This is a genomic window from Bradyrhizobium sp. LeoA1Lang, from assembly GCF_055413685.1.
The window spans coordinates 1-23,295 of the sequence record NZ_JBVAPG010000003.1 but is presented as its reverse complement, the minus strand read 5'-3'; the positions used below and the strand labels follow the sequence as shown (position 1 = coordinate 23,295).

General features: G+C 63.8%; 21 protein-coding genes and 1 pseudogene. 18 read left to right on the top strand and 4 right to left on the bottom strand.

Annotation, left to right across the window (positions count from 1 at the left end; genetic code table 11):
- Window positions 1-2 precede the first annotated feature (2 nt).
- The 4 genes from ACZYOF_RS01680 to ACZYOF_RS01665 all read left to right on the top strand — a co-directional run bounded on the left by ACZYOF_RS01680 (window position 3) and on the right by ACZYOF_RS01665 (window position 2,044).
- The gene (locus ACZYOF_RS01680) at window positions 3-533 is read left to right on the top strand and encodes a condensation domain-containing protein (protein WP_463714572.1); all 531 of its coding nucleotides are present in this window, start codon (window positions 3-5) and stop codon (window positions 531-533) included.
- 123 nt (window positions 534-656) lie between these two features.
- The gene (locus tag ACZYOF_RS01675) at window positions 657-842 is read left to right on the top strand and encodes a hypothetical protein (RefSeq protein WP_463714571.1); all 186 of its coding nucleotides are present in this window, start codon (window positions 657-659) and stop codon (window positions 840-842) included.
- A gap of 21 nt (window positions 843-863) precedes the next feature.
- On the top strand, window positions 864-1,022 hold the full coding sequence (locus ACZYOF_RS01670; RefSeq protein WP_463714570.1) for a hypothetical protein: 159 nt from the start codon (window positions 864-866) through the stop codon (window positions 1,020-1,022).
- Complete coding sequence (locus ACZYOF_RS01665) at window positions 1,019-2,044, top strand: LLM class flavin-dependent oxidoreductase (RefSeq protein WP_463714569.1); 1,026 nt, start codon at window positions 1,019-1,021, stop codon at window positions 2,042-2,044. The genes ACZYOF_RS01670 and ACZYOF_RS01665 overlap by 4 nt, the downstream gene beginning before the upstream one ends.
- 19 nt (window positions 2,045-2,063) lie before the next feature.
- Here the strand turns inward: ACZYOF_RS01665 and ACZYOF_RS01660 are convergent, their stop codons facing one another.
- From ACZYOF_RS01660 to ACZYOF_RS01650, 3 genes are all read right to left on the bottom strand, one after another.
- Window positions 2,064-2,291 carry a hypothetical protein gene (locus tag ACZYOF_RS01660; protein ID WP_130578191.1) on the bottom strand — a complete coding sequence of 76 codons (228 nt, stop codon included), beginning with the start codon at window positions 2,289-2,291 and terminating at the stop codon, window positions 2,064-2,066.
- Window positions 2,292-2,391: 100 nt separating this feature from the next.
- The gene (locus ACZYOF_RS01655; RefSeq protein ID WP_463714568.1) at window positions 2,392-3,870 is read right to left on the bottom strand and encodes a GH1 family beta-glucosidase; all 1,479 of its coding nucleotides are present in this window, start codon (window positions 3,868-3,870) and stop codon (window positions 2,392-2,394) included.
- Window positions 3,860-4,873, bottom strand: coding sequence for a glycoside hydrolase family 16 protein (locus ACZYOF_RS01650; RefSeq protein WP_463714567.1), 1,014 nt, complete (start codon window positions 4,871-4,873; stop codon window positions 3,860-3,862). The genes ACZYOF_RS01655 and ACZYOF_RS01650 overlap by 11 nt, the downstream gene beginning before the upstream one ends.
- 230 nt (window positions 4,874-5,103) lie before the next feature.
- On the opposite strand from ACZYOF_RS01650, the gene ACZYOF_RS01645 reads away from it, so the two are divergent.
- The 6 genes from ACZYOF_RS01645 to ACZYOF_RS01620 all read left to right on the top strand — a co-directional run bounded on the left by ACZYOF_RS01645 (window position 5,104) and on the right by ACZYOF_RS01620 (window position 12,478).
- The gene (locus ACZYOF_RS01645; protein WP_394565271.1) at window positions 5,104-6,696 is read left to right on the top strand and encodes an EAL domain-containing protein; all 1,593 of its coding nucleotides are present in this window, start codon (window positions 5,104-5,106) and stop codon (window positions 6,694-6,696) included.
- Window positions 6,697-6,999: 303 nt separating this feature from the next.
- Window positions 7,000-8,643, top strand: a complete 1,644-nt coding sequence (gene pgm, locus ACZYOF_RS01640) for a phosphoglucomutase (alpha-D-glucose-1,6-bisphosphate-dependent) (RefSeq protein WP_463714566.1) — start codon at window positions 7,000-7,002, stop codon at window positions 8,641-8,643.
- 18 nt (window positions 8,644-8,661) lie between these two features.
- On the top strand, window positions 8,662-9,618 hold the full coding sequence (locus ACZYOF_RS01635) for an NAD-dependent epimerase/dehydratase family protein (RefSeq protein ID WP_130584074.1): 957 nt from the start codon (window positions 8,662-8,664) through the stop codon (window positions 9,616-9,618).
- Window positions 9,611-10,489: a dihydrodipicolinate synthase family protein gene (locus ACZYOF_RS01630; protein ID WP_130584075.1), complete on the top strand. Its 879-nt coding sequence runs from the start codon at window positions 9,611-9,613 to the stop codon at window positions 10,487-10,489. Before ACZYOF_RS01635 ends, ACZYOF_RS01630 begins: the two co-directional genes overlap by 8 nt.
- Before the next feature lie 79 nt (window positions 10,490-10,568).
- A complete protein-coding gene (locus ACZYOF_RS01625; protein WP_463714565.1) occupies window positions 10,569-11,720 on the top strand; it encodes an IS110 family RNA-guided transposase in 1,152 nt (383 codons plus the stop codon).
- Between the two features lie 500 nt (window positions 11,721-12,220).
- On the top strand, window positions 12,221-12,478 hold the full coding sequence (locus ACZYOF_RS01620) for a hypothetical protein (protein WP_282529332.1): 258 nt from the start codon (window positions 12,221-12,223) through the stop codon (window positions 12,476-12,478).
- 99 nt (window positions 12,479-12,577) lie between these two features.
- Here the strand turns inward: ACZYOF_RS01620 and ftsH are convergent, their stop codons facing one another.
- Window positions 12,578-14,419 carry an ATP-dependent zinc metalloprotease FtsH gene (ftsH, locus tag ACZYOF_RS01615; RefSeq protein WP_282529331.1) on the bottom strand — a complete coding sequence of 614 codons (1,842 nt, stop codon included), beginning with the start codon at window positions 14,417-14,419 and terminating at the stop codon, window positions 12,578-12,580.
- Between the two features lie 386 nt (window positions 14,420-14,805).
- Between ftsH and ACZYOF_RS01610 the strand changes: the two are divergent.
- The 8 genes and pseudogenes from ACZYOF_RS01610 to ACZYOF_RS01575 form a co-directional block, all read left to right on the top strand.
- Window positions 14,806-17,132: pseudogene (locus ACZYOF_RS01610) on the top strand (xanthine dehydrogenase family protein molybdopterin-binding subunit).
- 184 nt (window positions 17,133-17,316) lie between these two features.
- Entirely contained in the window at window positions 17,317-17,928 is a 612-nt protein-coding gene (locus tag ACZYOF_RS01605; protein ID WP_463714564.1) for a LemA family protein, read from the top strand.
- A 23-nt stretch (window positions 17,929-17,951) separates the two neighbouring features.
- Window positions 17,952-18,860 carry a TPM domain-containing protein gene (locus ACZYOF_RS01600; protein WP_463714563.1) on the top strand — a complete coding sequence of 303 codons (909 nt, stop codon included), beginning with the start codon at window positions 17,952-17,954 and terminating at the stop codon, window positions 18,858-18,860.
- Window position 18,861: 1 nt separating this feature from the next.
- Window positions 18,862-19,359: a TPM domain-containing protein gene (locus ACZYOF_RS01595; protein ID WP_463714562.1), complete on the top strand. Its 498-nt coding sequence runs from the start codon at window positions 18,862-18,864 to the stop codon at window positions 19,357-19,359.
- A 327-nt stretch (window positions 19,360-19,686) separates the two neighbouring features.
- Window positions 19,687-20,715, top strand: coding sequence for a hypothetical protein (locus ACZYOF_RS01590; protein ID WP_463714561.1), 1,029 nt, complete (start codon window positions 19,687-19,689; stop codon window positions 20,713-20,715).
- Between the two features lie 167 nt (window positions 20,716-20,882).
- Window positions 20,883-22,448: a hypothetical protein gene (locus ACZYOF_RS01585; RefSeq protein WP_394570285.1), complete on the top strand. Its 1,566-nt coding sequence runs from the start codon at window positions 20,883-20,885 to the stop codon at window positions 22,446-22,448.
- A gap of 85 nt (window positions 22,449-22,533) precedes the next feature.
- Entirely contained in the window at window positions 22,534-22,695 is a 162-nt protein-coding gene (locus ACZYOF_RS01580) for a hypothetical protein (protein ID WP_165421558.1), read from the top strand.
- Between the two features lie 325 nt (window positions 22,696-23,020).
- Window positions 23,021-23,295 (top strand): IS110 family transposase (locus ACZYOF_RS01575; protein WP_463714560.1); only part of this gene is annotated, 275 nt, incomplete at its 3' end.

The following is a 23,295-nucleotide window of genomic DNA, read 5'->3' as shown; positions in this document are numbered from 1 at the left end:
GCGTGGCCACTGCGATGGCCAATCGCTCCGGGCGTGACACCGAGCAAGTGATCGGACCGTTCGAAAACACCGTGATCGTCCGCACCCGCATCGATCCAGGACTTTCGTTCCGACAGGCCTTCGCCCGCGTGCGCGACAGCGTTCTCGAAGCTCATGCCAGACAGGAATTGCCCTTCAACATCCTCGCCGCGCGGCTCGCGGAAGCGGGCATCGATCCCGCCTCCCTGATCCAGGTTTACTTCACCTTGCAGAATCCGCTGCGCCAGCCGCTGAAGTTTTCGGATGTGAAGATACGCACGCTTGGAAGCGCCTACCGCGAAGGACAGCCCGTGCTGCCGGTCAATCAGACCTGGCTCTCGCTGATGCTGAAGGAGCGGCCGACCGGCATCACCGGCTCGTGCAGCTACAAGCGCGAGCTGTTCGGGCACCATGTGATTCCACAATGGATGGAGGATCTTGTCGTGATCCTCACGCGCGCTGCAGCGCAACCCAGTGCGTCGTTGCAACGTTTGCTCCGTCGTCGCGCCGCGTAATGCGCGCAGTCCGCAATCACTCCAGGCTGTAACGAGCGAGAAAACTACCTTGATTATTTGTCGCTTCGCGAGCAACATTGTTCTCGCGCCTGACAAGGTCGCGGGAAACCCGGGGTATTTACTATGGGATTTGTTCCGTATCTTGATTTCGATAAATTGACACCCGACGAAAAGAAGAACCTGAGGGATTTGCTCAAAAGTGAGCGGGATCAGCTCAGGATCGCTTTGGCCTTGGCTGAAAAGGGTTTGGCGAAGTTGGGCAAGTCGGCCAAGAAGGCCAAAAAGAAGAAGAAAAAGAACGGCAGGTAGACGCTGCGCGAGATCGATGCCATGCGCATCAGGGCGCGAGGCCGCGGGCTCGATCTGCCGTTCGATCAGTTTTCAAGGCTGATCTCCGGCCGGCAGATCGGCTTCGGGCCGCACATCTCGGACGATCCTCCCATCGTGCATCGCCCATGGTCGCTCGTGCGCGGCGCTTGCCCGGCATGACCGCGAGCAAGCGCAAATCCCGATCATCCGAGCTGTCGGCGACGAAAACCAGGCTCCGCGTATTCCCCGCCGTTTCGCGCAACCGCGATCCTACAAAATATGCCGACGAGCTGATGCGGATCGCGCATTTCGCCGACCGCAACGGCTTCGAAGGAATCTTGCTGTTTGCCGGCAATGACGTATTCGTCGAGCCGTGGGCGATGGCCCAGCATATCCTCGCGCACACGCAACGTTGCGCGCCGCTGATCGCGTTCAATCCGGTCTATCTGCATCCGTTCACCGCGGCAAAGCTGATCTCCTCCTTTGCACTGCTCTACGGCCGGAAAGTCTATCTGAACATGATCACGGGGACCGCGCTGAGCGATCTGCACGGGCTGGGCGACGAGCAGTCCCATGCCGAGCGATATGCAAGGCTAGGCGAGTTCATCGCCGTGGTGCGCCAATTGCTCACGAGCGCGCGGCCCCTCAGTTTCCGGGGCAGGTTCTACACCACGAACGATCTGCAAATCTGGCCGCGCCTGCCGGCGGAATTGATGCCGGAATTCCTGATCGCGGGCCAATCGGACGATGCGCGCCGCGTGGGAGCGGAGATGCAATGCCTGATGATGCAGATGCTCCCGCCCGATCTCGAGCGGGGAATAAAGGCTCCCGGGTTGAATTTCGGGATCTTTGCGAGGGAAAGCCGCGAGGAGGCGAGGCGGGCCGCAAAGCTTCGATTTCAGGACAGCGACGACAATCGCGAATTGTTCAAGCTGACGATGGAGAACACCGATTCCGTCTGGAAACGGCGGCTTGGCGACGATGAGCAGGACGGCGCGATCCACGACAACGGCTACTGGCTGCTTCCCTTCCTGACCTTCCAGGCGGATTGCCCGTATCTCGTCGGTAGCTATGCCGACATCGGCGCAAAGCTGCGCAGCTTCGCGGAATTGGGCGTCGGCAATATCATCCTCGACGTGGTCGCGGACGAGGAGGAACTCGATCATGTCCGCAAGGCGCTCGCCTGCAGCGGCGTGTTCTGATGGCGCATTGATTTGCTGCTTACTTGGTCGGGCGGCGTCCCGTGCGCGGATTGAGCGGAGCGGTCGGCGGTCGCCGCAGCGCTTCGGGCAGGAACGGCTCGTCCGGCTCGGGCGAGGGATCGGCGCGGACGTCGGCCGCGGTCTGCGCCCGCTCATGCGGGCTCTGATTGTCCTTGAACTTGCGCTTCACGTCGACGCCGCTGACGGGATCGTTGACGCCATGCTGGATGTCTCTGGTGTCCGTCATGATGTGTCTTCCGAAAGATCGGCGCTTCCAATTGAGAACGCCCGTGGTGACCCGTCGTTCCTCGGGTTCCCGGCCGTTGGCTGCACGTCGGACCCAGCCATCAAACCCCGATCGCGTTCTTCGCCACCACGTCGCGATAGAATTCCGCACTCAGTTTCGGCACCCGCGCTTGCGTCTCGAAGTCGACCCGGTAGAGCCCAAAGCGCTTCTCGTAGCCGAAGATCCACTCGAAATTGTCCATCAGGCTCCAGAGGAAATAGCCGCGTACCGGGACGCCCTCTGATGTCGCGCGCTGGAGCTGCGTCAAATAGTTGCGCAGATACATGATGCGGTCGAGATCGAAGACTTTGCCATCGGCCGTAAGCTTGTCCTCGGACGAGGTGCCGTTCTCGCTGATATAGATATTCTCGATATTCCAGATCTTTGCCGCGAGCCTTGGCGCCCAATAGATCGTCTCCGGACCGATTCGCAGCCATTCCGAGTTCATGTGCGGGAACGAGGTCGGGAACGGGAGTACGTTGAAATGCGGCTTGCGGTCTGAGGCCGTGATGTAGAATTGCGGCGCGTAGATGTTGAGCCCGACGAAATCGGTCGGCGAAGCGATGATCTTCAGTTCCTCGGGGGTGAATTTGGGCGCGTTGGCACCGGCATATTCGAGGAAGCCCTCGGTGTATTTGCCCTCCAGGATCACGCCGAGGAAACCCGCGTTCAATTCGCGCGTGGCTATCTCGGAGGCGCGGATGTTTTCCGGCGTTGCGATCGCGGGCACGCAAGCCGCGATATTCTCGGCGACGCCGACCCTGGTGCCGGCGCGTCCCTTGGCGCGGATCGCCTGCACCGCAAGCCCGTGGCCGAGCGCGACGTGATGGCGGACTTGGTTCAATTGCGCGGTCGGCAGTTTGAGCCCGGGGGCGTCGATGCCCCAGCCATAGCCGAAATTGACGAACCTGCCGGCCTCGTTGACGGTGAAGATATTCTTCACCCGGTCGGTGATGTGCTCCGCGATATAGGCCGCGTAGTCGCCGAACGCCCTTGAGGTCTCGCTCGATTGCCAACCACCGACACGGTCTTCCAGCGCTTGCGGCAGATCCCAGTGATAGAGCGTGGCGTAGGGCTCGATGCCGTTGGCGAGCAATTCGTCGATCAGGCGGTTGTAGAAGTCGAGCCCTTTCGGGTTCGGCTTGCCGGTGCCTTCCGCAAACACCCGCGGCCACGCGATCGAGAATCGATAAGACTTGACGCCGAGATCCCTGATCAGGGCTACGTCCTGCTTGTAGCGGTGATAGTGCTCGTTGGCGCGGTCGCCATTGCTGTTGTCCTCGATCTTGCCGGGCGTGTGGCTGAATGTGTCCCAGATCGAGCGGCCGCGGCCGTCCTCGTTGACCGCGCCCTCGATCTGGTAAGACGACGTCGCGGTGCCCCAGACAAAGCCGGCGGGAAACGGGCCGGGCGCGTGCGGGTCGGAGGCAGCGGCCGGAGTCACGCTGCTCTCTGCGGCAGCGGCCGGCGCCGCCGCGATGCCGAGCGCGGAAATGCCCGCAAGCTTGGCGAAATGGCGGCGCGAAAATCTACCGAACATCGGTCACTCCGGTGGGATTGGCATCGATCTGATAGACCGAGATCCGGTCGATCTCGAAGGCGATGCTTTTGGGCGAACTGGCATCGACGAAGCCGACGCCGAGAAAGAATTTCGATCCCATCGCAAGATTGACGATCATGTACATCGGATCGTCGTATCCGATGGGGACCCTGATGTCGGACACCGGCTTGCGGTCGATCAAGTAGATCAGCCGATCCTCTTGCCACAGCACACCGTAATTGTGGAATTCGGATTCCGCGCCGGGGATGTTGAAATCAAACCCACAGGACTGGATGCGCTGTGTCGAAGGAATCCGCCAGTGCGTCGTCATCACGATGTCGCCGGGCCGCTCGCCCCGTCCTTCCACGACGTCGATTTCCGGAGGCCAGCCGCCGTCGTCGGCGAGCATCCAGAACGCCGGCCACACGCCGCGGCCCAGTGGGATCTTCGCGCGGATTTCGAAATAGCCGTATTTCTGCGAGAACTTGCCCTGCGTCGTCAGGATGCCCGAGATGTACTCATTGTCGAACAGCGCCGGCTTCAGATCGGGCGGCGTGCGGCTGGCGACGATTGACAGCACGCCATTATGAACCCTGAACGGGTCAAGTCCCAGCGGGGTGTTCATTCGGCCGCCATAGCGGGGATCGACATAGATCTGCTGCTCGCCATTGGCGCTGGTCTTGCGTTTGAAATCGGAGCCGTCGCCGCCCCAGTAGCGGGCCTCCGGCCACGCCGCACCGCCGGCATAATGCGGCACCCACCTTCCGTCCGCCAGCGGATGTTCGTTGAAATCGTCGCTGAAGGTCCGGTGCAGCGACCGGAAGGTCAGCGACGTGGGCGGCTGATCTTCGACGCGGCGGCACTCAGTGGTGGTTGGATCGGTGGTCACCTGCAAGGTGAGCGCTGCCGGCGCGGCTTCGAGATCGTCCTGGGCGAGGGCGGGCGCCGTCACGGCGACATAACCGATCGCGAGCAGAACTCTCGGGGTCAATTCGCCGATCATCTCCGGCCTGCAAGGGGTAGGTTAATCCACGTTAACCTTTCACGCCACTTTCGGGCAAGTCGCGTGTGGGGGCGCATACGGGACATCGTACTGGAATGTAACGCAGCGGTGATTGCCGCGGCGGTTCCCGTTAACCTGATGTCAACGATCCAAGCAGGCGGCGCTTCAACAGAATGTTAGCGGCTTCTACTCATAGTGGGTCGATCGTCCAGGGGTGTGTGCGTGCGTTCATGATGCGGCGATGGCCCTATCTGGCCAGGAGTGCGCTGGTCGCGGCCAGCGTGGCCGCCTTTGCGGCAGGCGGACATTTTGTCGCGACCACCGCGATCGACGCGCAGCAATCCAAGCAGCTTGAGGAATTGGCCAATATCGCGCTGCGACGCTCCGAAGTCGCGGTGGATTCCAGCGTTGCCACGCTCAACGACGTCATGCGGCGCGGTCCGATGACCTGCGATGCGGCTTCCCTCCAGGCCGTGCGCCTCAAGGTCTATCAGCGTTCCCAGGTCAAGGACATCCGCCTCGTCAACCGGGAAGGATCGGTGATCTGCTCGGCCTATTCGGAGACGCTCGAGTTCGACAATGAATGGGTCACGCGGCCGCGCATGCTGCGGACCGCCGATCACAGCCTCCTGCTGTTTCGGGTCGACCAGATCAATGGCGTCGCGCTTGGCGTCTTGAAGGACATCGATGCGAAGTCTTCGCTGGTCGCCATCCTTGGCGTCAGCGCCACCCTGTTTGACATCCTGCCCGCGGAATTGCGTGACCACGGCGAGGTGGTGGCCCAGCTCGACAACAGCGCCGATATCGGGCGATTTGCCGCCTCGCAGGTGTTTGACGCGACCGACGCCGTGACCTTCAGCAGCGCATCGCACCGCTATCCCTTGCGCGCACTGGTCCGGGTCGCGCCCGACGCCCTGCGGCATTGGAACAGGGACGGCTATTGGCCGTCGATGCTGCTCGGCGCCGTGCTCGGCCTCGCTTTCGGCCTGTTGCTGACGCGGGCAGTGGCGCGCCTGGAAGGGCCGATTGCCGATATCGACCGCGGCTTGGCGCGGCACGAATTCGAGCCGTACTTCCAGCCGACCTTCGATCTGCGCTTTGGCGCGATCGGGGGGTGCGAGGTGCTGGCGCGTTGGGTGCACCGGGACGGCAGCGTCACGCCGCCGATGAATTTCATTCCGCTTGCTGAATCCAGTGGCCGCATCGAGGCGATCACCTGGCAGATCCTCGCATTGGCCTTGAAGGAGATGCGCCCGCGGCTTGCGGCGGACAAATATTTCAAGATGTCGGTCAACATCACTCCGCGCCATCTGCTCAGCGAGGGTTTTGTCGACCGGCTTCGCCGTGAGGTCAGGGACAGCGGCGTCTCGGCGCGCCAGATCGTGATCGAGGTGACCGAGCGCGAAGCATTTCCGGACCTGGAGAAGGCGGCTGCCGTCATCGAAGCGTTGCGCGAGCACGGTTTCAAGGTCGCGATGGACGATGTCGGCGTCGGCCACAGCGGTCTGTCCCAGATCAAGCGGCTCGGGGTCAACACCATGAAGATCGACAAGTTCTTCGTCGATACCATCGTGCAGGATGGTTCGGCTGCGACCATCGTCGAGATGCTGGTGCGGCTCGCGGCGAAGCTCAGGATGAACGTGATCGCCGAGGGCATCGAGACGGCCGAACAGCGCCAGGCGCTGCTCGGTTGCGGCGTCGAGGCCGGCCAGGGCTACCTGGTGTCGCCGCCATTGCCCTATGCAAAGTTCGACGAATTCCTCGTCGCATATGAGGCCCGGATAGAGGCCGAGGCGGTTGTTCGGCAGGCCTCGGTCGCCTGACTGTGGTGCCATTTAGTTGAAGCTTCACCTCTCCCGCTTGCGGGAGAGGCGTAGGCCGCCTTCGGCGGCCGTCCTTGGAGAACGCCGAAGCGGCGCTTCGGCTATGGCGCAGCGCCGGGTGAGGGCTCTCTCCTACGGTCGAATAGCGTGAATCGCGGATAGAGCCCCTCACCCCAACCCTCTCCCCGTAAGAACGGGGAGAGGGAGCACGGCAGTGATCGCGCGCGCCGCATAACGCTTTGCCTGCACCCGGCTCGCCCCTATAGTGATGTCTCAAAGACAGCATTGGTCCTGAGAGGTCACGTGACTGCACCAAATCCTGCAGCAGGCAAGCCGGTCGATCCCGCTTCGCTTGCGAACATCCCGCGGCTCGTCACGGCGTATTTTGCATCGAAGCCCGATCCCGCCGACGCCACGCAACGGGTTTCCTTCGGAACCTCGGGCCATCGCGGTTCCTCGCTGCGGAATTCCTTCAATGAGGATCATATCCTCGCAACCACGCAGGCGATCTGCGACTATCGCCGCGAGGCCGGGCTGACCGGGCCGCTGTTCATTGGCATCGACACCCACGCGCTGGCGGAACCGGCGCTGGCGAGCGCGGTCGAGGTGTTCGCCGGCAACGGCGTCGAGATCATGATCGACGAGCGCGGCGGCTATACGCCGACGCCGGTCATCTCGCACGCGATCCTTACTTACAACAAGGGCAAGACCTCCGGCCTTGCGGATGGTGTTGTCATCACGCCGTCACATAATCCGCCGGAAGATGGCGGCTACAAATACAACCCGCCGCATGGCGGGCCCGCCGATACTGACGTCACCGGCATCATCGAGAAGAACGCCAACCGCTATCTGGAAGCCGGCTTGAAAGGCGTCGCGCGGATGGTTTACGACCGCGCACGCAAGGCGCCGTCGACGCATCTTTACGATTACATCACGCCCTATGTCGCCGATCTCGGCAACACGGTCGACCTGGCGTTGGTCAGATCCGCTGGCGTGAGGATCGGCATCGATCCGCTCGGCGGCGCGGCGGTGCATTTCTGGCAGCCGATCATCGAGCGCCATGGGATCAACGCCAGCGTAGTGAACAATGCGGTCGATCCGGCCTTCCGTTTCATGACCGCGGACTGGGACGGCAAGATCCGCATGGATTGCTCCTCGCCCTACGCGATGGCGAGCCTGATCCAGATGCGCGAGAAGTTCGATGTCGCGTTCGCCAACGACACCGATGCTGACAGACATGGCATCGTGACGCGCTCGAACGGCTTGATGAACCCCAACCATTTCCTTGCGGTATCGATCGCCTATCTGTTCGGCCAACGCCCGCAATGGGGCGCGAACGCCGCGATCGGCAAGACTATCGTCTCCTCCTCGATCATCGATCGCGTCGCGAAGAAGCTGAACCGCAAGCTGGTGGAGACGCCGGTCGGCTTCAAATGGTTCGTCGAGGGGCTCGGCACCGGCGCGTTCGGCTTCGCGGGCGAGGAGAGCGCCGGCGCCTCCTTCCTGAAGCGCGACGGCTCGGTGTGGACCACTGACAAGGACGGCATCATCCTGGGCCTGCTTGCGGCGGAGATCATCGCCAAAACGGGTCGCGACCCGAGCCAGCTCTTCGCTGATCTCACCGCTGAGCTCGGCGTGCCCTTCTATGAGCGCATCGACGTCGCGGCAACGCCGAAGCAGAAGAGCGCGCTCAAGGCTGTGGGTCCGGAGCAACTCAACATGAAGGAGCTCGCCGGCGAGCCGGTCCGCGTGGTCAGGACCAAGGCGCCGGGCAACGACCAATCCTTCGGCGGCGTCAAGGTTGAGACCGATTCCGGGTGGTTCGCGGCGCGGCCGTCGGGGACCGAGGATGTCTACAAGATCTACGCCGAAAGCTTCCGCGGGGAGGATCACCTGAAGCGGATCCAGAGCGACGCGCAGGCGGCGATCGCGAAAGTTTTCGGATAGGGGCCTGCCATCATCGCCATGCGTATTCTGCTCACCGGTTCCTCCGGCTGGCTGGGGCGCTTTCTCGCGCCGAGACTGGGGCAAGCCGGCCATCACGTGATCGGCCTCGACATCGTCGCGGGCGAAGCGACTGATGTGATTGGCTCGGTCGCCGACCGCGCGGTCGTCGAGCGGGTGTTCGCCGATCACGGCATCGAAGCCGTGATCCATGCGGGCGCCCTGCACAAGCCGGATATCGTGCGCTTTTCGCCGCAGGCCTTTGTCGACGTCAACGTATCAGGCACGCTCAATCTGCTGCAGGCGGCGGTCGCCGCGCGTCATGACCGTTTCATCTTCACCTCGACGACGTCGCTGATGATCTCGCAGGCGATCAGGGAAGGCGAGGGACATGCCGCGGTCTGGCTCGACGAGACGGCGGGCCCGCTCGAGCCGCGCAATATCTACGGCGTGACCAAGCTTGCCGCCGAGGGGCTATGCCGCATCTATAGCCGCGAGCACGGGCTGAACTGCGCCGTGCTGCGCACCAGCCGCTTCTTTCCGGAGGAAGATGACACCGAGCGCGGATTTTCCGGCGAGAATCTCAAGGCGAACGAATTCCTGCACCGCCGCCTCACCGTCGAGGACGCCGCGGACGCGCATCTGGCGGCGCTCGACCGGGCGAAAGGCTTCGAGATATTCATCGTCAGCGCGCCGCCGCCTTTCGCGCCGGCCGAGGTCGAGGCGCTGAAATCAGATGCAGCAAGCGTGATCGCGCGCCATTTCCCTGACGTGGCCGCGCTCTACGCCAAGCGGAATTGGCGCTTGCCGCACAGCATCGGCCGCATCTACGATCCCGCCAAGGCCGAGCGTCTGCTCGGCTTCCGCGCCCGGACCGACTTTGCCGAAGTGCTTGACGCGCTGCGCAGCGGCGCGCCGCTTCCCTTCGCGCACGATCCCGACTATGTCTCGCCGTCCACGAGGTTGCAGCATGGCTGATTTCCACGGCGTCTTTCCCTACCTGGTCTCGCCGCTCGATCCCGCCGGCCATATCCGCACCGAGGTGCTGGGCCGGCTGTGCGATGATTTGATCAAGGCGGGCGTGCACGGATTGACGCCGCTCGGCTCGACCGGCGAATTCGCCTATCTCAACAATGCGCAACGCGCGCAGGTGGTGCAGACGACCATCGAGGCGGCCAATGGCCGCGTGCCGGTCGTTGCCGGCGTCGCCTCGACCTCGACGGCGGATGCGGTGGCGCAGGCCAAGGCCTATCAGAAGCGCGGCGCCGACGGGATTCTCGCGATCCTCGAAGCCTATTTCCCACTGCCGGACGCACGCGTCGAATCCTACTTCCGCGCCATCGCGGACGCGGTCGACATTCCCGTGGTGATCTACACCAATCCGCAATTCCAGCGTTCGGACCTGACGCTCGACGTCATCGAGCGCCTCGCCGCCCATCCGCGCATCGGCTACATCAAGGATGCCTCGACCAACACTGGCCGGCTGTTGTCGATCATGAATCGCTGCGGCGACAACATCAAAGTGTTCTCGGCCTCGGCCCATATTCCCGCCGCCGTGATGCTGACCGGCGGGCTTGGTTGGATGGCTGGCCCCGCTTGCATCATCCCGCGGCAGAGCGTCGAGCTCTACAATCTCTGCCGCCGCGGGCGCTGGGACGAGGCGATGGCGCTGCAGCGAAAGCTCTGGCGCATCAACGAGGCCTTCGCTCGCTTCAACCTCGCCGCCTGCATCAAGGCCGGCCTCTCGATCCAGGGCTACGACGTCGGCGACCCCATCCCGCCACAGGCGCCGCTGACGCACGATCAGCGCAAGCTGGTCGAAGCGGCGCTGCAGGAGCTGGACTCGTAGTCTTGTAGATTCCATGGGGCGGTGAGCGCGCCCTTTCCGGTAGGTTTGGGTTTCCACACTCGAACCATCGGAGAGTCTGATGCAAGCATCGACCAAGAGCACGCCCACCGCCGGGCATTGTGGCACGATTTTCGTTGCGATCGAACTGCGTCAGAAGACGTGGCTGGTGACGCTGCACAGTCCGGATCGGGACCGGATATCGCGCCACAAGCTGGAAGGCGGCGATCATGCCGGGCTGCTGGCGCTGATCGAGCAGGTCAAGGCGCGGGCGCCGTCGAAGCTTGGCGCGGCGCCGCGGGTGGTGAGCTGCTACGAGGCCGGCTATGACGGCTTCTGGCTGCACCGGCGGCTGGAAGCGGCTGGGATCACGAACTTCGTGTTCGACCCGGCGAGCATCGCAGTGGAGCAGCGGTCGCGGCGGGCGAAGACAGACCGGATCGACGGCGAGCTTCTGCTGCGCACCTTGATGGCCTATTTGCGGGGCGAGCCGCGGGTGGTGCGGATCGTCCGGGTGCCGAGCGTGGCCGAAGAGGACGCCCGGCGGGCCAGCCGCGAGCGCGAGCGACTGGTGACGGAGCAGACCGCCCATACCAACCGGATGAAGGCGCTGCTGCGTCTGCTGGGTCTGGCGGTCGGGGCCCTGCGACGGCGCAACTGGCTCGCCTGGCTGGAGCAGCAGCGGGACTGGCAAGGGCAGCCGTTGCCGCCGCAGCTTCTGGCCGAAGTGAAGCGCGAGCATGCCCGGCTGATGCTGGTGCGTGACCAGCTCAAGGCGCTGGAGCAGGCCCAGACCGCTGCGCAAGCCGCTGCGACGCCCGCACCGATGGCGAAGCGACGGGATCAGTTGCAGCAACTCAAGGCGCTTGGCCCGGCGTTTGCCACGACGCTGGTGCAGGAGGTGTTCTACAAGGACTTCCGCAACCGGCGCGAGGTCGCGAGCTACTGCGGCTTGGCGCCCAGTCCCTGGCAAAGCGGCGGCATCGACCGCGAGCAGGGGATCCGCAAGGCCGGCAACCGCCGCGCCCGCCACAAGACGATCGAACTGGCCTGGCTCTGGCTGCGCCATCAGCCGGACAGCGCGCTCAGCCGCTGGTTCCGCAGCCGCACGGAGAACGCCGGCAGGCGCGCCAAGCGCGTCGCCATCGTCGCCCTGGCGCGCAAGCTGATCGTGGCGCTGTGGCGCTATCTCACCAGCGGTCTTGTTCCGGAAGAGGCCGTGATGAAGGCATAGCACCAAACACCCAACCAGGGCGAGGCGGCCCGCGCCGCGCGCCCCGTACAGGATGGATGATGACCGTGCCACCCAAGGGCTTCCACAACGCCGTTTTGTAGATGGGTCTCATCCTCTTGGCTTCCTCGCCGCCAGCATGCGGAAGGTGGGTACGGATCAGCCGATCCGACCGGATATGAGGTGATGCCGTGAGCTGCAGAAATCTTCGGAAGCCAATCCTCACCCGGGGCCCAGTCGTCGCGCTGCGCTACGCATGGCTCCGCGCGCCGCCCTCTCACCGCAAAAACCCGACCCACACCCGTTCGTTGAGAGCCTTGACTCACAAAGCCCCATATGAGGGTGGGGCAAAGGCGCGCTTGCGCCGTGCCCACCATTTCATGCTCCGCGGCGTCCGGATCGCGCTGGATTGAAAGAGCGTGATGAAAACGTTCGTTTCAAGGAGTCAACCAGCTCCCCACATCTGCTGTGAATACAAGAATACAACCAGAAAGGAACCAGCCATGAAACTCGCTGCAATCATGCTGGCAACTGCACTTGCTCTCTCGAGCACGGCGGCGCTGGCGCAAACGGCGGCGCAAACAGCCGGAACTGCTGGCTACGGCTCGGTCGTCGCGCCATCAGTGGGATCGTACTATTGGCCATCGGTAGGCTCGACAAACGCAGTTCCCACCTGGAGCAACACGACAAACGCCGCGCCTCTGCCCGGTCGCCTGCAGTCGGGTAGTGCAACGGTCGGTGCTTCCGCGGTTCGCAGGTAGCTACCGTAGGGTGGGCAAAGGCGCAGCCGTGTCCACCATTTCTTGCTCAGTTCGTGATGGTGGGCACGCTGCGCTTTGCCCACCCTACAAATCTATATCTCATACCGCGCGAAGTCCCTCCGGCGGCGTCTCGCGGATCAACGCTTCCAGGTCGCGCTGCTCCAGCGTCTCTTTCTCGAGCAGCTTCTTCGCTGCGCGGTCGAGGACAGCGCGCCGCGCGCTCAGGATGCCCTGGGTGCGCTGGAAGACGCGCTCGACGATGTCGCGCACCTCGTGGTCGACCACGGCCGCAGTCTCTTCCGCATAGTCGCGTTCCGGCATGGGGTAGGGCCGGTCGGCGCCGGCCAGAAAATTGCCGGGCTCGCGGTCATAGGCGATGCTGCCGAGCTTTTCCGACATGCCGTAGCGCGTCACCATGCTGCGGGCGATATCGGTCACCCGGCGCAAATCGTCGGCCGCACCGGTGGAAAGATGATCGAACACGATTAGCTCGGCGACGCGGCCGCCGAGCAGCACCGCCATCTTGTTCTCCAGTTCCTCCTTCGTCATCAGGAAGCGGTCCTCGATCGGACGCTGGATGGTGTAGCCGAGCGCGCCGACGCCGCGCGGAATGATCGAGACCTTGTGCACGGGATCGACGCCCGGCAGTGACAGCGCCACCAGCGCATGGCCCATCTCGTGATAGGCGACGATCTCGCGCTCCTTCGGATTGAGCAGCCGGTTGCGCTTTTCGAGCCCGGCCACCATGCGCTCGATCGCATTGTTGAAGTCGCTCATGGTGACGGCATCGCCGCCGCGGCGCGTCGCCAGCAGCGCGGCCTCGTTGACGAGGTTGGCGAGATCGGCGCCGGTGAATCCCGGCGTCAGCGCTGCGACCGCTTCGGGGTCGACGCCGGGCGCAAGCTTCACCTTCTTGATGTGAACCTTGAGGATGTCGATGCGTCCCTTCTTGTCCGGGCGGTCGACCAGCACCTGGCGGTCGAAGCGGCCGGCGCGGAGCAGCGCGGGATCGAGGATTTCGGGCCGGTTGGTGGCGGCGAGGATCACGAGCCCGGAGCGCGAGTCGAAGCCGTCGAGCTCGACCAGGAGCTGGTTCAGCGTTTGCTCCTTTTCATCATGGCCGCCGGCGAACGGGCCGATGCCGCGGGCGCGGCCGAGCGCATCGAGCTCGTCGATGAAGATGATCGCGGGCGCCTTCTGGTGCGCCTGCTGGAACAGGTCGCGCACGCGCGCCGCGCCGACGCCGACGAACATCTCGACGAATTCGGAACCGGAGATCGAGAAGAACGGCACCTTGGCCTCGCCGGCAACCGCCTTGGCGAGCAGCGTCTTGCCGGTGCCGGGCGGGCCGACCAGCAGCACACCCTTGGGCATGCGCCCGCCGAGCCGGCCGTACTCGGTCGGATTCTTCAGGAAATCGACCACCTCGCGCAGCTCGTCCTTGGCTTCGTCGACGCCGGCGACATCGCTGAAATTCACGCCGGTATCGGCCTCGACATAGATCTTGGCCTTGCTCTTGCCGATCGCCATCAGCCCGCCGCCAAGGCCTCCGCCTTGCGCGGCGCGCCTGGCGATGAACCACCACAGGCCGAAGAACAACAGCACCGGCATGATCCACGAGAGCAGATCGCGCAGGAACGTGCTCTCGATCTGTCCGGTGAAGCGGACGTTGTATTTCTCGAGCTCTTGCGCGACCTCCGGATCGACACGCGTGGTGATGAATTGCTTCTGTCCGCCGGGCAGCGGCTCTTTCAAGGTGCCCTGAAGCGTGCGGTCGGAGATGCCGACGCTCTCGATCTTCCCTTGGCGCAGCAATTGCTGATATTCGCTGTAGGGAATCGCGGCGATCTTGCTGGCGCTGACATAGACGTATTGAACAAGCATGATACCGAATATCGCCGCAATCGCATATCCGATATTGAAACGCATCTTGTTGTTCATGACCGCCCTCCGATCAAAACCGATATGGGCCGCTCCAAGCAGTGGTGCAGTCGGGCCGCCGTCCCGGGGGCAGCCATCGTCGCACCATGAAACAGCTAGCGTTCCGCAGCCTGGTTTCAAGAACCTTCCGCGCGACAAATCGTGCGGGACCGCTGGCGCAAGACTTGCGTTGGCGAGCGCCCTGGCGGGTCGACACGCCTGATATCATCATCTTCGTTGAAAAATCAGGCATCGATTTGATCGATTGGGCGGCATCGGCTGGGTGCTCCGACGTGCCGATGATTGGCGCGCGCCGGATGACATATTTGTTTTCGCCCGACGAGTTGTCTCACCCTGAAAATCCGTTAAAACGCGCACCATCTCAAGAAGACTTGAAGGACGGACTGATGAACATTCTTCCCGGTGATTTGCGTTTCGGTGCGGGCCAGCCGGTCAAGCGTTTGGAAGACCAGCGACTGCTCACCGGGAAGGGACAGTTCATCGATGACAAGCCGGAAGACGGCGCGTTGTGGCTGCATGTGCTGCGCTCGCCGCATGCCCATGCCAGGATCGTTTCGATCGATATCAAGGCGGCCGCGGAGATGCCTGATGTCGAGGCGGTCTATACCGGCGCCGATCTCGTGGCCGATGACATCGGCACCATTCCGACGCTTGCGATCTTCAAGCGGCCGGACGGCGCGCCGATGACGGTGCCGCCGCGCCGGCTGCTCGCGCATGAAGTGGTGCGCTTTGCCGGTGAGCCGGTGGCGGTTGTGGTCGCGACGTCGCGCGTGCTGGCGCAGACCGCATCTGAGGCGATCGTGGTCGATTACGACGTGCTGCCCGCGGTGGTCGATCCGGTCGAGGCGATCAAGCCCGGCGCGCCATTGGTGTGGCCGGAAGCGCCCGACAACATCGTCGCCGCCATGAGCTATGGCGACGCCGCCAAGGTCGAGGAAGCCTTCGCAAGAGCCGACCACGTGGTCTCGCTCGATCTCGTCAGCCAGCGCCTGGTGCCGTCGGCGATGGAGCCGCGCTCGACGATTGCCGAGATTGAGAAGAAGACCGGCCGCCTGATCCTGCATGTGCAGTCCCAGACGCCAGGCTCGACTCGCGATGTGCTGGCGGAGGCGATCCTGAAGCGGCCGAAGGAGAGCGTCCGCGTGCTGGTCGGCGATATCGGCGGCGGCTTTGGCCAGAAGACCAATCTCTATCCGGAGGACGGCATCGTCGCCTACGCCGCCACCAAGCTGAACAAGAAGATCCGCTGGCGCGGCGACCGCACCGACGATTTCGTTGGCGGCACCCATGGCCGCGACCTCACCTCGACCGGCGAGTTCGCGCTCGATGCCAAGGGTCGCGTGCTCGCCTATCGCGTGCGTTCGATCGGCGGCACCGGCGCCTATTCCACCGGAGCCGGCAACATCATTCCGCTGGTGCTCGGCCCGTTCGTGCAGACCGGCGTCTACGATCTGCCGCTGGTGCGTTTCGAGGTGAAGTCGGTGATGACCCACACCGCGCCGGTCGGCGCCTATCGTGGCGCGGGCCGGCCGGAAGCGGTGTTCATCGTCGAGCGTTTGTTCGATGCCGCAGCGCGTCAGATCGGCATGGATCCGCGCACGATCCGCAAAGTCAACTACATCAAGCCGGCGCAATTGCCCTACACCAACGCGGTCGGCCAGGTCTATGATTCCGGCGCCTTCGCGCACATGCTGGAGCGCGCTTCCGATCTCGCCGATTGGAACGGGTTCGCCGCACGCAAAAAAGCCGCGAAGAAGAGGGGCCTGCTCTACGGCCGCGGATTGACCAGCTACATCGAATGGACCGGTGGCCGCGCGCACACCGAGAAGGTCAACCTGCATGCGACCGCGGAGGGGCGCATCATCCTGCATTCCGGCACCATGGCGATGGGACAGGGGCTGCAGACCACCTACACCCAGATGATCTCGGATACGCTCGGCGTTCCCCTCGACAAGATCGATGTCGTCCAGGGAGATACGGATCTTGCCACCGGCTTCGGCAGCGTCGGCTCGCGTTCGCTGTTCGTCGGCGGCACGGCCGTGGCGGTGTCGACCAACGACATGATCAACAAGGCGCGCGAAAAGGCATCCAACCTGCTGGAAGCTTCCGTCGAGGACATCGAGTATCGCGACGGCTTCCTCACCGTGGTCGGCACCGACAAGCGCGTCAGCCTGTTCGAGATCGCCAAGAAGGAAAACGGCGCGCGTCTCTCTGTCGACAGCCAGGGCGAGGTCGACGGCCCGAGCTGGCCCAACGGCACGCATATTTGCGAGCTCGAGATCGATCCGGAGACCGGCGTCACCCGCGTGGTGCGCTACACCACGGTCGACGATGTCGGCGTCGCCGTCAACCCGATGCTGTGACGGGCCAGATTCACGGCGGCGTCGCGCAAGGCATCGGGCAGGCGCTCTATGAGGGCGTCGCCTACAGCGAGGAAGGCCAGCTCTTGACTGCGACCTATCAGGATTATTGCGTGCCGCGCGCGGCCGACGTGCCACCGATCGTGGTCACGCTCGATCTGTCCGCGCCATGCAAGACCAACCCGCTCGGCGCCAAGGGCTGCGGCGAATCCGGCGCGATCGGCGGCCCGCCATGCATCACCAACGCCGTGATGGACGCGCTGAGCGAGCTCGGCATCACCAAGCTCAACACCCCGCTGACGCCGGTAAAGATCTGGAAGGCGATCCAGGACGCGAAGGCCGTGCAGTCGTAAGCTCTCACCACTTGTCATTCCGGGATGCGCCGTAAGGCGCAGGCCCGGAATCCATTGCGCCGCATCTACCAGCGGAAAAATGGATTCCGGGTTCGCGCTGCGCGCGCCCCGGAATGACGAAAAATGTGCAATTTGCCGCCCCTGATCTGCTACTCTAGCGCGAGAGCAGACCGGGAGAATTGCGATGCGGAGATTTTGGAGCGTGCTGGCGGCGCTGGCGACATTGAGCCTGACCAATTGCGGTTACAACGCGATCCAGTCCAATGACGAGCAGGTCAAGTCGAGCTGGTCGGAAGTGGTCAACCAGTATCAGCGCCGCGCCGATCTCGTGCCGAACATCGTCAATAGCGTGAAGGGTTTTGCGCAACAGGAGAAGGATGTGCTGCTCGGCGTCACCAATGCGCGCGCCAAGGTCGGCAGCATCCAGGCAACGCCGGAAGTGCTGAACGATCCCGCAGCCTTCCAGAAATTCACGCAGGCCCAGGGCGAACTCACCGGCGCGCTGTCACGGCTTCTGGTCGTGACCGAGAACTATCCTCAGCTCAAATCCGATGCGCTGTTCCGCGATCTGGTGTCGCAGCTCGAAGGCACCGAGAACCGCATCGCGGTGGCGCGCAACCGCTACATCAAGTCGGTGCAGGATTATAATGTCGGCATCCGCACCTTCCCGACCAATCTGACCGCGATGCTATTTGGTTACAAGGAGAAGCCGAACTTTACGGTCGAGAACGAGAAGGAGATTTCGGTCGCGCCGAAGGTCGATTTCAACCCATCGCCTTCGCCGTCGTCGAAATAATTCAACGCTGCGATCCGCTTCCGATGAACGCTGCACGCGCCATCCTGCTTGCGCTGCTGGTGGGCTGGATTTTTCCAGCCTTCGCCGAAGTCGCGGTGCCGCCACTCACCGGCCGCGTCGTCGACACGACCGGAACGCTGTCGCCCGGCGACATCGCCTCGCTGACGCAGACGCTGGAGGATCTGGAGAAACGCAAGGGCAGCCAGATCGCGGTGCTGATCGTGCCGACCACGGGCGAAGAGACCATCGAGCAGTTCTCGATCCGCGTCGCGGAAGCCTGGAAGATCGGCCGCAGGAAGATCGACGACGGCGCATTGCTCGTCATCGCCAAGAACGATCGCCATCTGCGGATCGAGGTCGGCTACGGGCTCGAAGGCGTGCTCACGGATGCCACCACAAGGCGCATCATCGACGAGGTCATCACGCCGAAATTCAAGACCGGCGACTTCGCTGGCGGCGTCGCAGCCGGCATCAACCGGATGATCCGCCTGGTCGAGGGCGAACAGTTACCCGCGCCGGAGCCCGAACACTGGCAGGCGCCTAACCTCTTCGACCAGATCGATCCGTTCAATCCCTTCGTCATTGTCGGAATCTTCGTGCTGGGCTCTTTTCTGCGCACGATGCTCGGGCGGCTGCTCGGCGCCGCCGCCACCGGCGGTATCGTTGGCTTCTTCGCCTGGATGCTTGCGGGTTCACTTGCCGCCGCGGTGCTGCTTGCGATCATCGCTGTCGTCGTCACCTTGTTGGCCGGCAGTTGGGGGTGGGGCGGTCCGGGCGGCTATCAGCGCGGCGGCTGGCCGGGCGGTGGTTATGGCGGCGGCTATGGCGGCTCTTGGCCCGACGGCGGCCGCAACTCCCGCGACAATGGGGGCGGCGGCTTCAGCGGCAGGGGCGGCAGCTTTGGCGGCGGCGGCGCATCGGGGAGCTGGTAGCATGAACATCCGGCGCATCAGCAGGCACCTCGTCGAACACCGCTGGCGGACGCGGCGCCTGTTTCCGCCGCGCGTGCTCGATGCGATCGAACAGGCGATCAAGGCCGGCGAAGCCACCCATTCCGGCCAGATCCGCTTCGTCGTCGAAGGCGCGCTCGACGGCGTGCCGTTGTTGCGCAACCAGTTGGCACGCGAGCGCGCACTCGACGTGTTCGCGCATTTGCGCATCTGGGACACCGCGCACAACAACGGCGTCCTGATCTACCTCCTGCTCGCCGACCGCGACGTCGAGATCGTTGCGGACCGCGGCATCCACGCCAAGGTGGGCGCGGAAGGCTGGGAGGCGATTTGTCGCATCATGGAAGAAGATTTCCGCACCGGCCATTTCGAGCATGGCGCCATCAAGGGCATCGAGGCCGTCTCACGCGAACTCGCCAGACATTTCCCGCCGCAGGGCCGCGGCCGGAACGAACTGCCGGATGCGCCGGTAGTGATGTAAACGCCTGTCATTCCGGGGCGATGCGAAGCATCGAACCCGGAATCCATCGGGCCGCGTGCAAAGTCGCGAAATGGATTCCGGGCTCGCGCTTCGCGCGCCCCGGAACGACGGTGCAGTGAGACGATCGGCCTCACGATACCGCTGCCGTCCCGGTCATGTCCGGTTCATCCGGCCTTCCTCAAAATTGACGTCATCTACCTGAGAGTCAGCGATGCACGTCGTGATGGCCCGGAAAGTTCCTTAAATTTCGGTAAGACCTCCAGCCAGTAACGATTTCGCAAGCAATAAAAGTTACCAAATGGTCAACCTAATCTGGAGACTTTGAACGTGAGTGAGCAAGAGCGCGCCCCGATCCAAGCTGAAGCCGGAGCCAGCGGCGCCGGGCCGGCCGCTCCGTCCGCCGCAAGCGAACCGGTGTCGGCGTCCGCGTCTTCGGAGATCGCGGCAAACCAGGAAGAGACGGCGCCCAAAGCGGACGCTCCCAAGTTCGAGGCGCCCAACTTTGAAGCGCCCAAATCTGACACTCCCAAGTTCGAAGCCATCAAGGCCGAAGCGCCCAAGGTCGAGCCGACCCGGATCGAGCCGGCCGCAGCAGAACCACCGCGTACCCCCGGCAAGCTCATGATCATGTCGCCGGGCGATCGCATCTGGGACGACGAAGGCGTGGCCGCCAAGCCCGTCAATGACGAGAAGCCGGTATCGTCGGGCAATCGCCGCTTTGCCGCGATGGCGGCGGTCGTCGCGCTCGCGACCGCGGCAGGCGCCGTTGGTGGTGCGCTCGCCACCGCAGGTCTCGGCTATTACGCGAAGCCCGCTACGGCGGCAGCAGCAGTCGTTCCGCCGAAGGACTCCGCGCTCGAAGCTTCGATCGCGCGCATCGATGCCGATGTCGGCGCGCTCAAGGCCGGGCTCGAGCACGCCTCCAAGACGGGAACGAGCCAGTTCAGCAAGACCAGCGATCGCCTCGACAAGCTCGAGAAGGCGCAGGCCGAGCCGGCCGCGAAACTCGCCAAGCTCAGCGAGACCGTCGAGAAGCTGAAGGCTGCTTCAGCCGCGCCGGCCCCGGTTGCCGCGGCTCAACCTGCCGCGGTCAAGGACGTCACCGGCAGTGTGACGCCACCGGCGACCACGGCGGCTGCCGCGGCTCCAAAGCCTGAAATCGGCCGCATGCCGACCGTGGACGGTTGGGTGCTGCGCGACGTCAGCAATGGCGGCGCATTGATCGAGGGCCGCCGGGGCCTCTACGAGGTCTATGCCGGCGATCCCATCCCCGGCCTCGGCCGCGTCGATGCGATCCGCCGCCAGGACGGCCGCTGGGTGGTCGTCACCAGCAAGGGCCTGATCGTCGCGCGCTAGTTTGTAGCTCTCGTAGCCCGGGTGGAGCGCAGCGCAACCCGGGACTACTGCATCAGCGATGACGAGTGATCCCGGGTGACGCTATCGCTCCACCCGGGCTACATCCTCACCGCGATGTGAGACGGCTTTTGACTTGAATACGCCCCCTAGCGCGGTGTTAGTGGGGCATGAGCCGTGCGCTGCGTTTCCTCACGATCCTGCTCGCCCTGCTGTGCGGCGCCTTGGCGGCGCGTGCCGCACAGGACAAGGCGCTGGAACGCGGCACAGCGATTACCGATCCCTCAGTGCTCCGTGATCTCGATCATGGCAGGTTCGGTCTCGGGCGCATGCTGTCGCCGCAGCGCCAGACCGATCTTCCGCTCGACGATGCCGAACTGTTCGCGCTGCCGTCGATGGCGCCGATCCGCGCGGCGCTCGATCGCGAGTTCGATCGCTACATCTCAAAGCACAGCCAAGAGCTTCCGAACGAAACCATCGGCGTCGGCGATAGCTTCGCCTTCCAGCTATTCGATCGCGCGCAGCTTTACTCCGCAGCAACGCGCTTCGTGCTGGCCGGCATCGTCAACCGTATGGACCGCGCCTATGTCTCGCCCGAAAGCTGCGGCGAAATCCGGCTGATCTATCGGCTCACGCGCATCGATGCGCCCGTGATCGGCGAGAACGCGGTCTCGCAACGGCTGCCGATGACGCTCAATCTGGTCTTGAAGGCGAAGGGCGAGGGCGCGCGCGATCGAAACGGTGCCGCGATCACTTGCCGCGAGATCGCGCGGCGCTGGCTTGCCATCAGCGACGTTTCATCGGCGGGCGAGGGGGGACTTGAAAAGCTGACCGGCAAGGACGGCCCGCTCGACCTGATCGGCTACCAGAATATCGAGCAAATCGAGACCAACCTGCAGATCGCGCACGCGCCGAAATCGCCGACGCGCGATTTCCGCACCGACTATCTCCTGAAAGTGTTCAACTTCATCAGCGACGCCGGGCGCTTCGCGGAAGCGCCGCTGGAGAACCAGATCGATCGCGATCGCATCCTCTCCGATCAGAACCTGAAGCGCGAGTTCAAGAACTGGCTGCTCGATCCCAGCCATTTCGCAGAGCTCGACCGTGGCACGATCCTGATCCCGGAGAAATTCCTCGCCAAGGCTGCGATCGCGCCGACGCCTGTTGGCTTCGACCTGTCGGAACTGCAACCCGAATATGGGATGATGCAGGGTGAAAGCAGCGCGGCTGCATTCGATGACAATGATGTCGTCGGTGCGCTGAGGAAGGCGGCGGAAGACGGCACCAGGCTGCAGAACATCCGCTCGGTCGCGGGCTTCGAGCGCCGGCTCAACGATATCACCTGCGCCGGATGCCACCAGACCCGCGGCATCGGCGGCTTCCATTTCCCCGGCGTCGACTGGATGGCGGCCAAGCCGTCGAATACCACAGTGGTGCCGGCCTCGCCGCATTTCTTCGGCGACCAGGTCCGGCGCCGCGACATCCTGGCTGCATTTGCCCGCAACACCCAGCCGGATTTCTCCCGCGGCTTCTCCAACCGCCCGCAGCTACGCGGCAGCACCGAGCTTGCCGGCACCGAATATGAGGATGGCTGGGGCGCCCATTGCTATCAGCAAAGCGCGAAAGCCGCGGACAACGACCGGAGTTTTCGCAACTGGACCTGCGCTGAGGGACTCGTCTGTCAGGCCGCCGGCAAGACCTCTCGCATGGGCATGTGCTTCATCAAAAGCCCGTAAGGCTGCTTTCACCTCGAAGAGGTGAGCGGCAACCCGAATTACTTTCGTCACGTGTTATGTGCTATGCTGCGCTCGGAGGCCGCCCATGAGCGCATCCGACGAGAAGCAGCGCAACCGCGAGATCGCGGAGAACGAGGCCGAACGGCAGATGATCGGCGCCGTCCGCGTCAGCACATGGGCGATCGCCGTCACCATCATTGTCGCCGCGATCGCAGCCGGCATCGTCTGGGCCTGGCTCAATCGCTAGAGTAGCTCGCCGGATGCCCATTGATGCGCGCCCTCTCCCCTTGTGGGAGAGGGCAGCTCGGACGTCGGCAACGAACTCGCTTGGGTGAGGGGTTGCCTCCACAAGCATCATCGCCCGTGGAGAGAATCCCCTTGTATCTGCACGGGCATGATTTGTGCGATGGAAGCGATTTAGCGTCTTGGCCGGTGGCCACCGGCCAAGACGCGTGGCGAAGTCGCCCGTTACCCCTCCGGCCACAACCGTGGATGAGCTTTGGGATCTTCGCCATGTCACGCACGACCGAACAGTCGCTTGAGTTCCAATCGCATGGACAAGGCAGGTTACCGTGAAGAAGACGATTTGTGGAGTGGACGTTTCGAAGGCCAAGCTCGATGTCTGCATCGAACCAGGCGGCCGGCTTGCGAGCTTCAATAACGATACGGCGGGCATTGCATCCCTAGCCGCGTTCTGCCGTGAACACGCCGTCACGCTGGTGGTGATGGAGGCCAGTGGCGGTTACGAGCGACGGGTATTCGTCGAGCTGTGGGAACAGGGCATCGGCTGCGCGCTGGCCAACGCTCGCAGCGTTCGCCGCTATGCCGAGGCAATGGGCATTCTGGA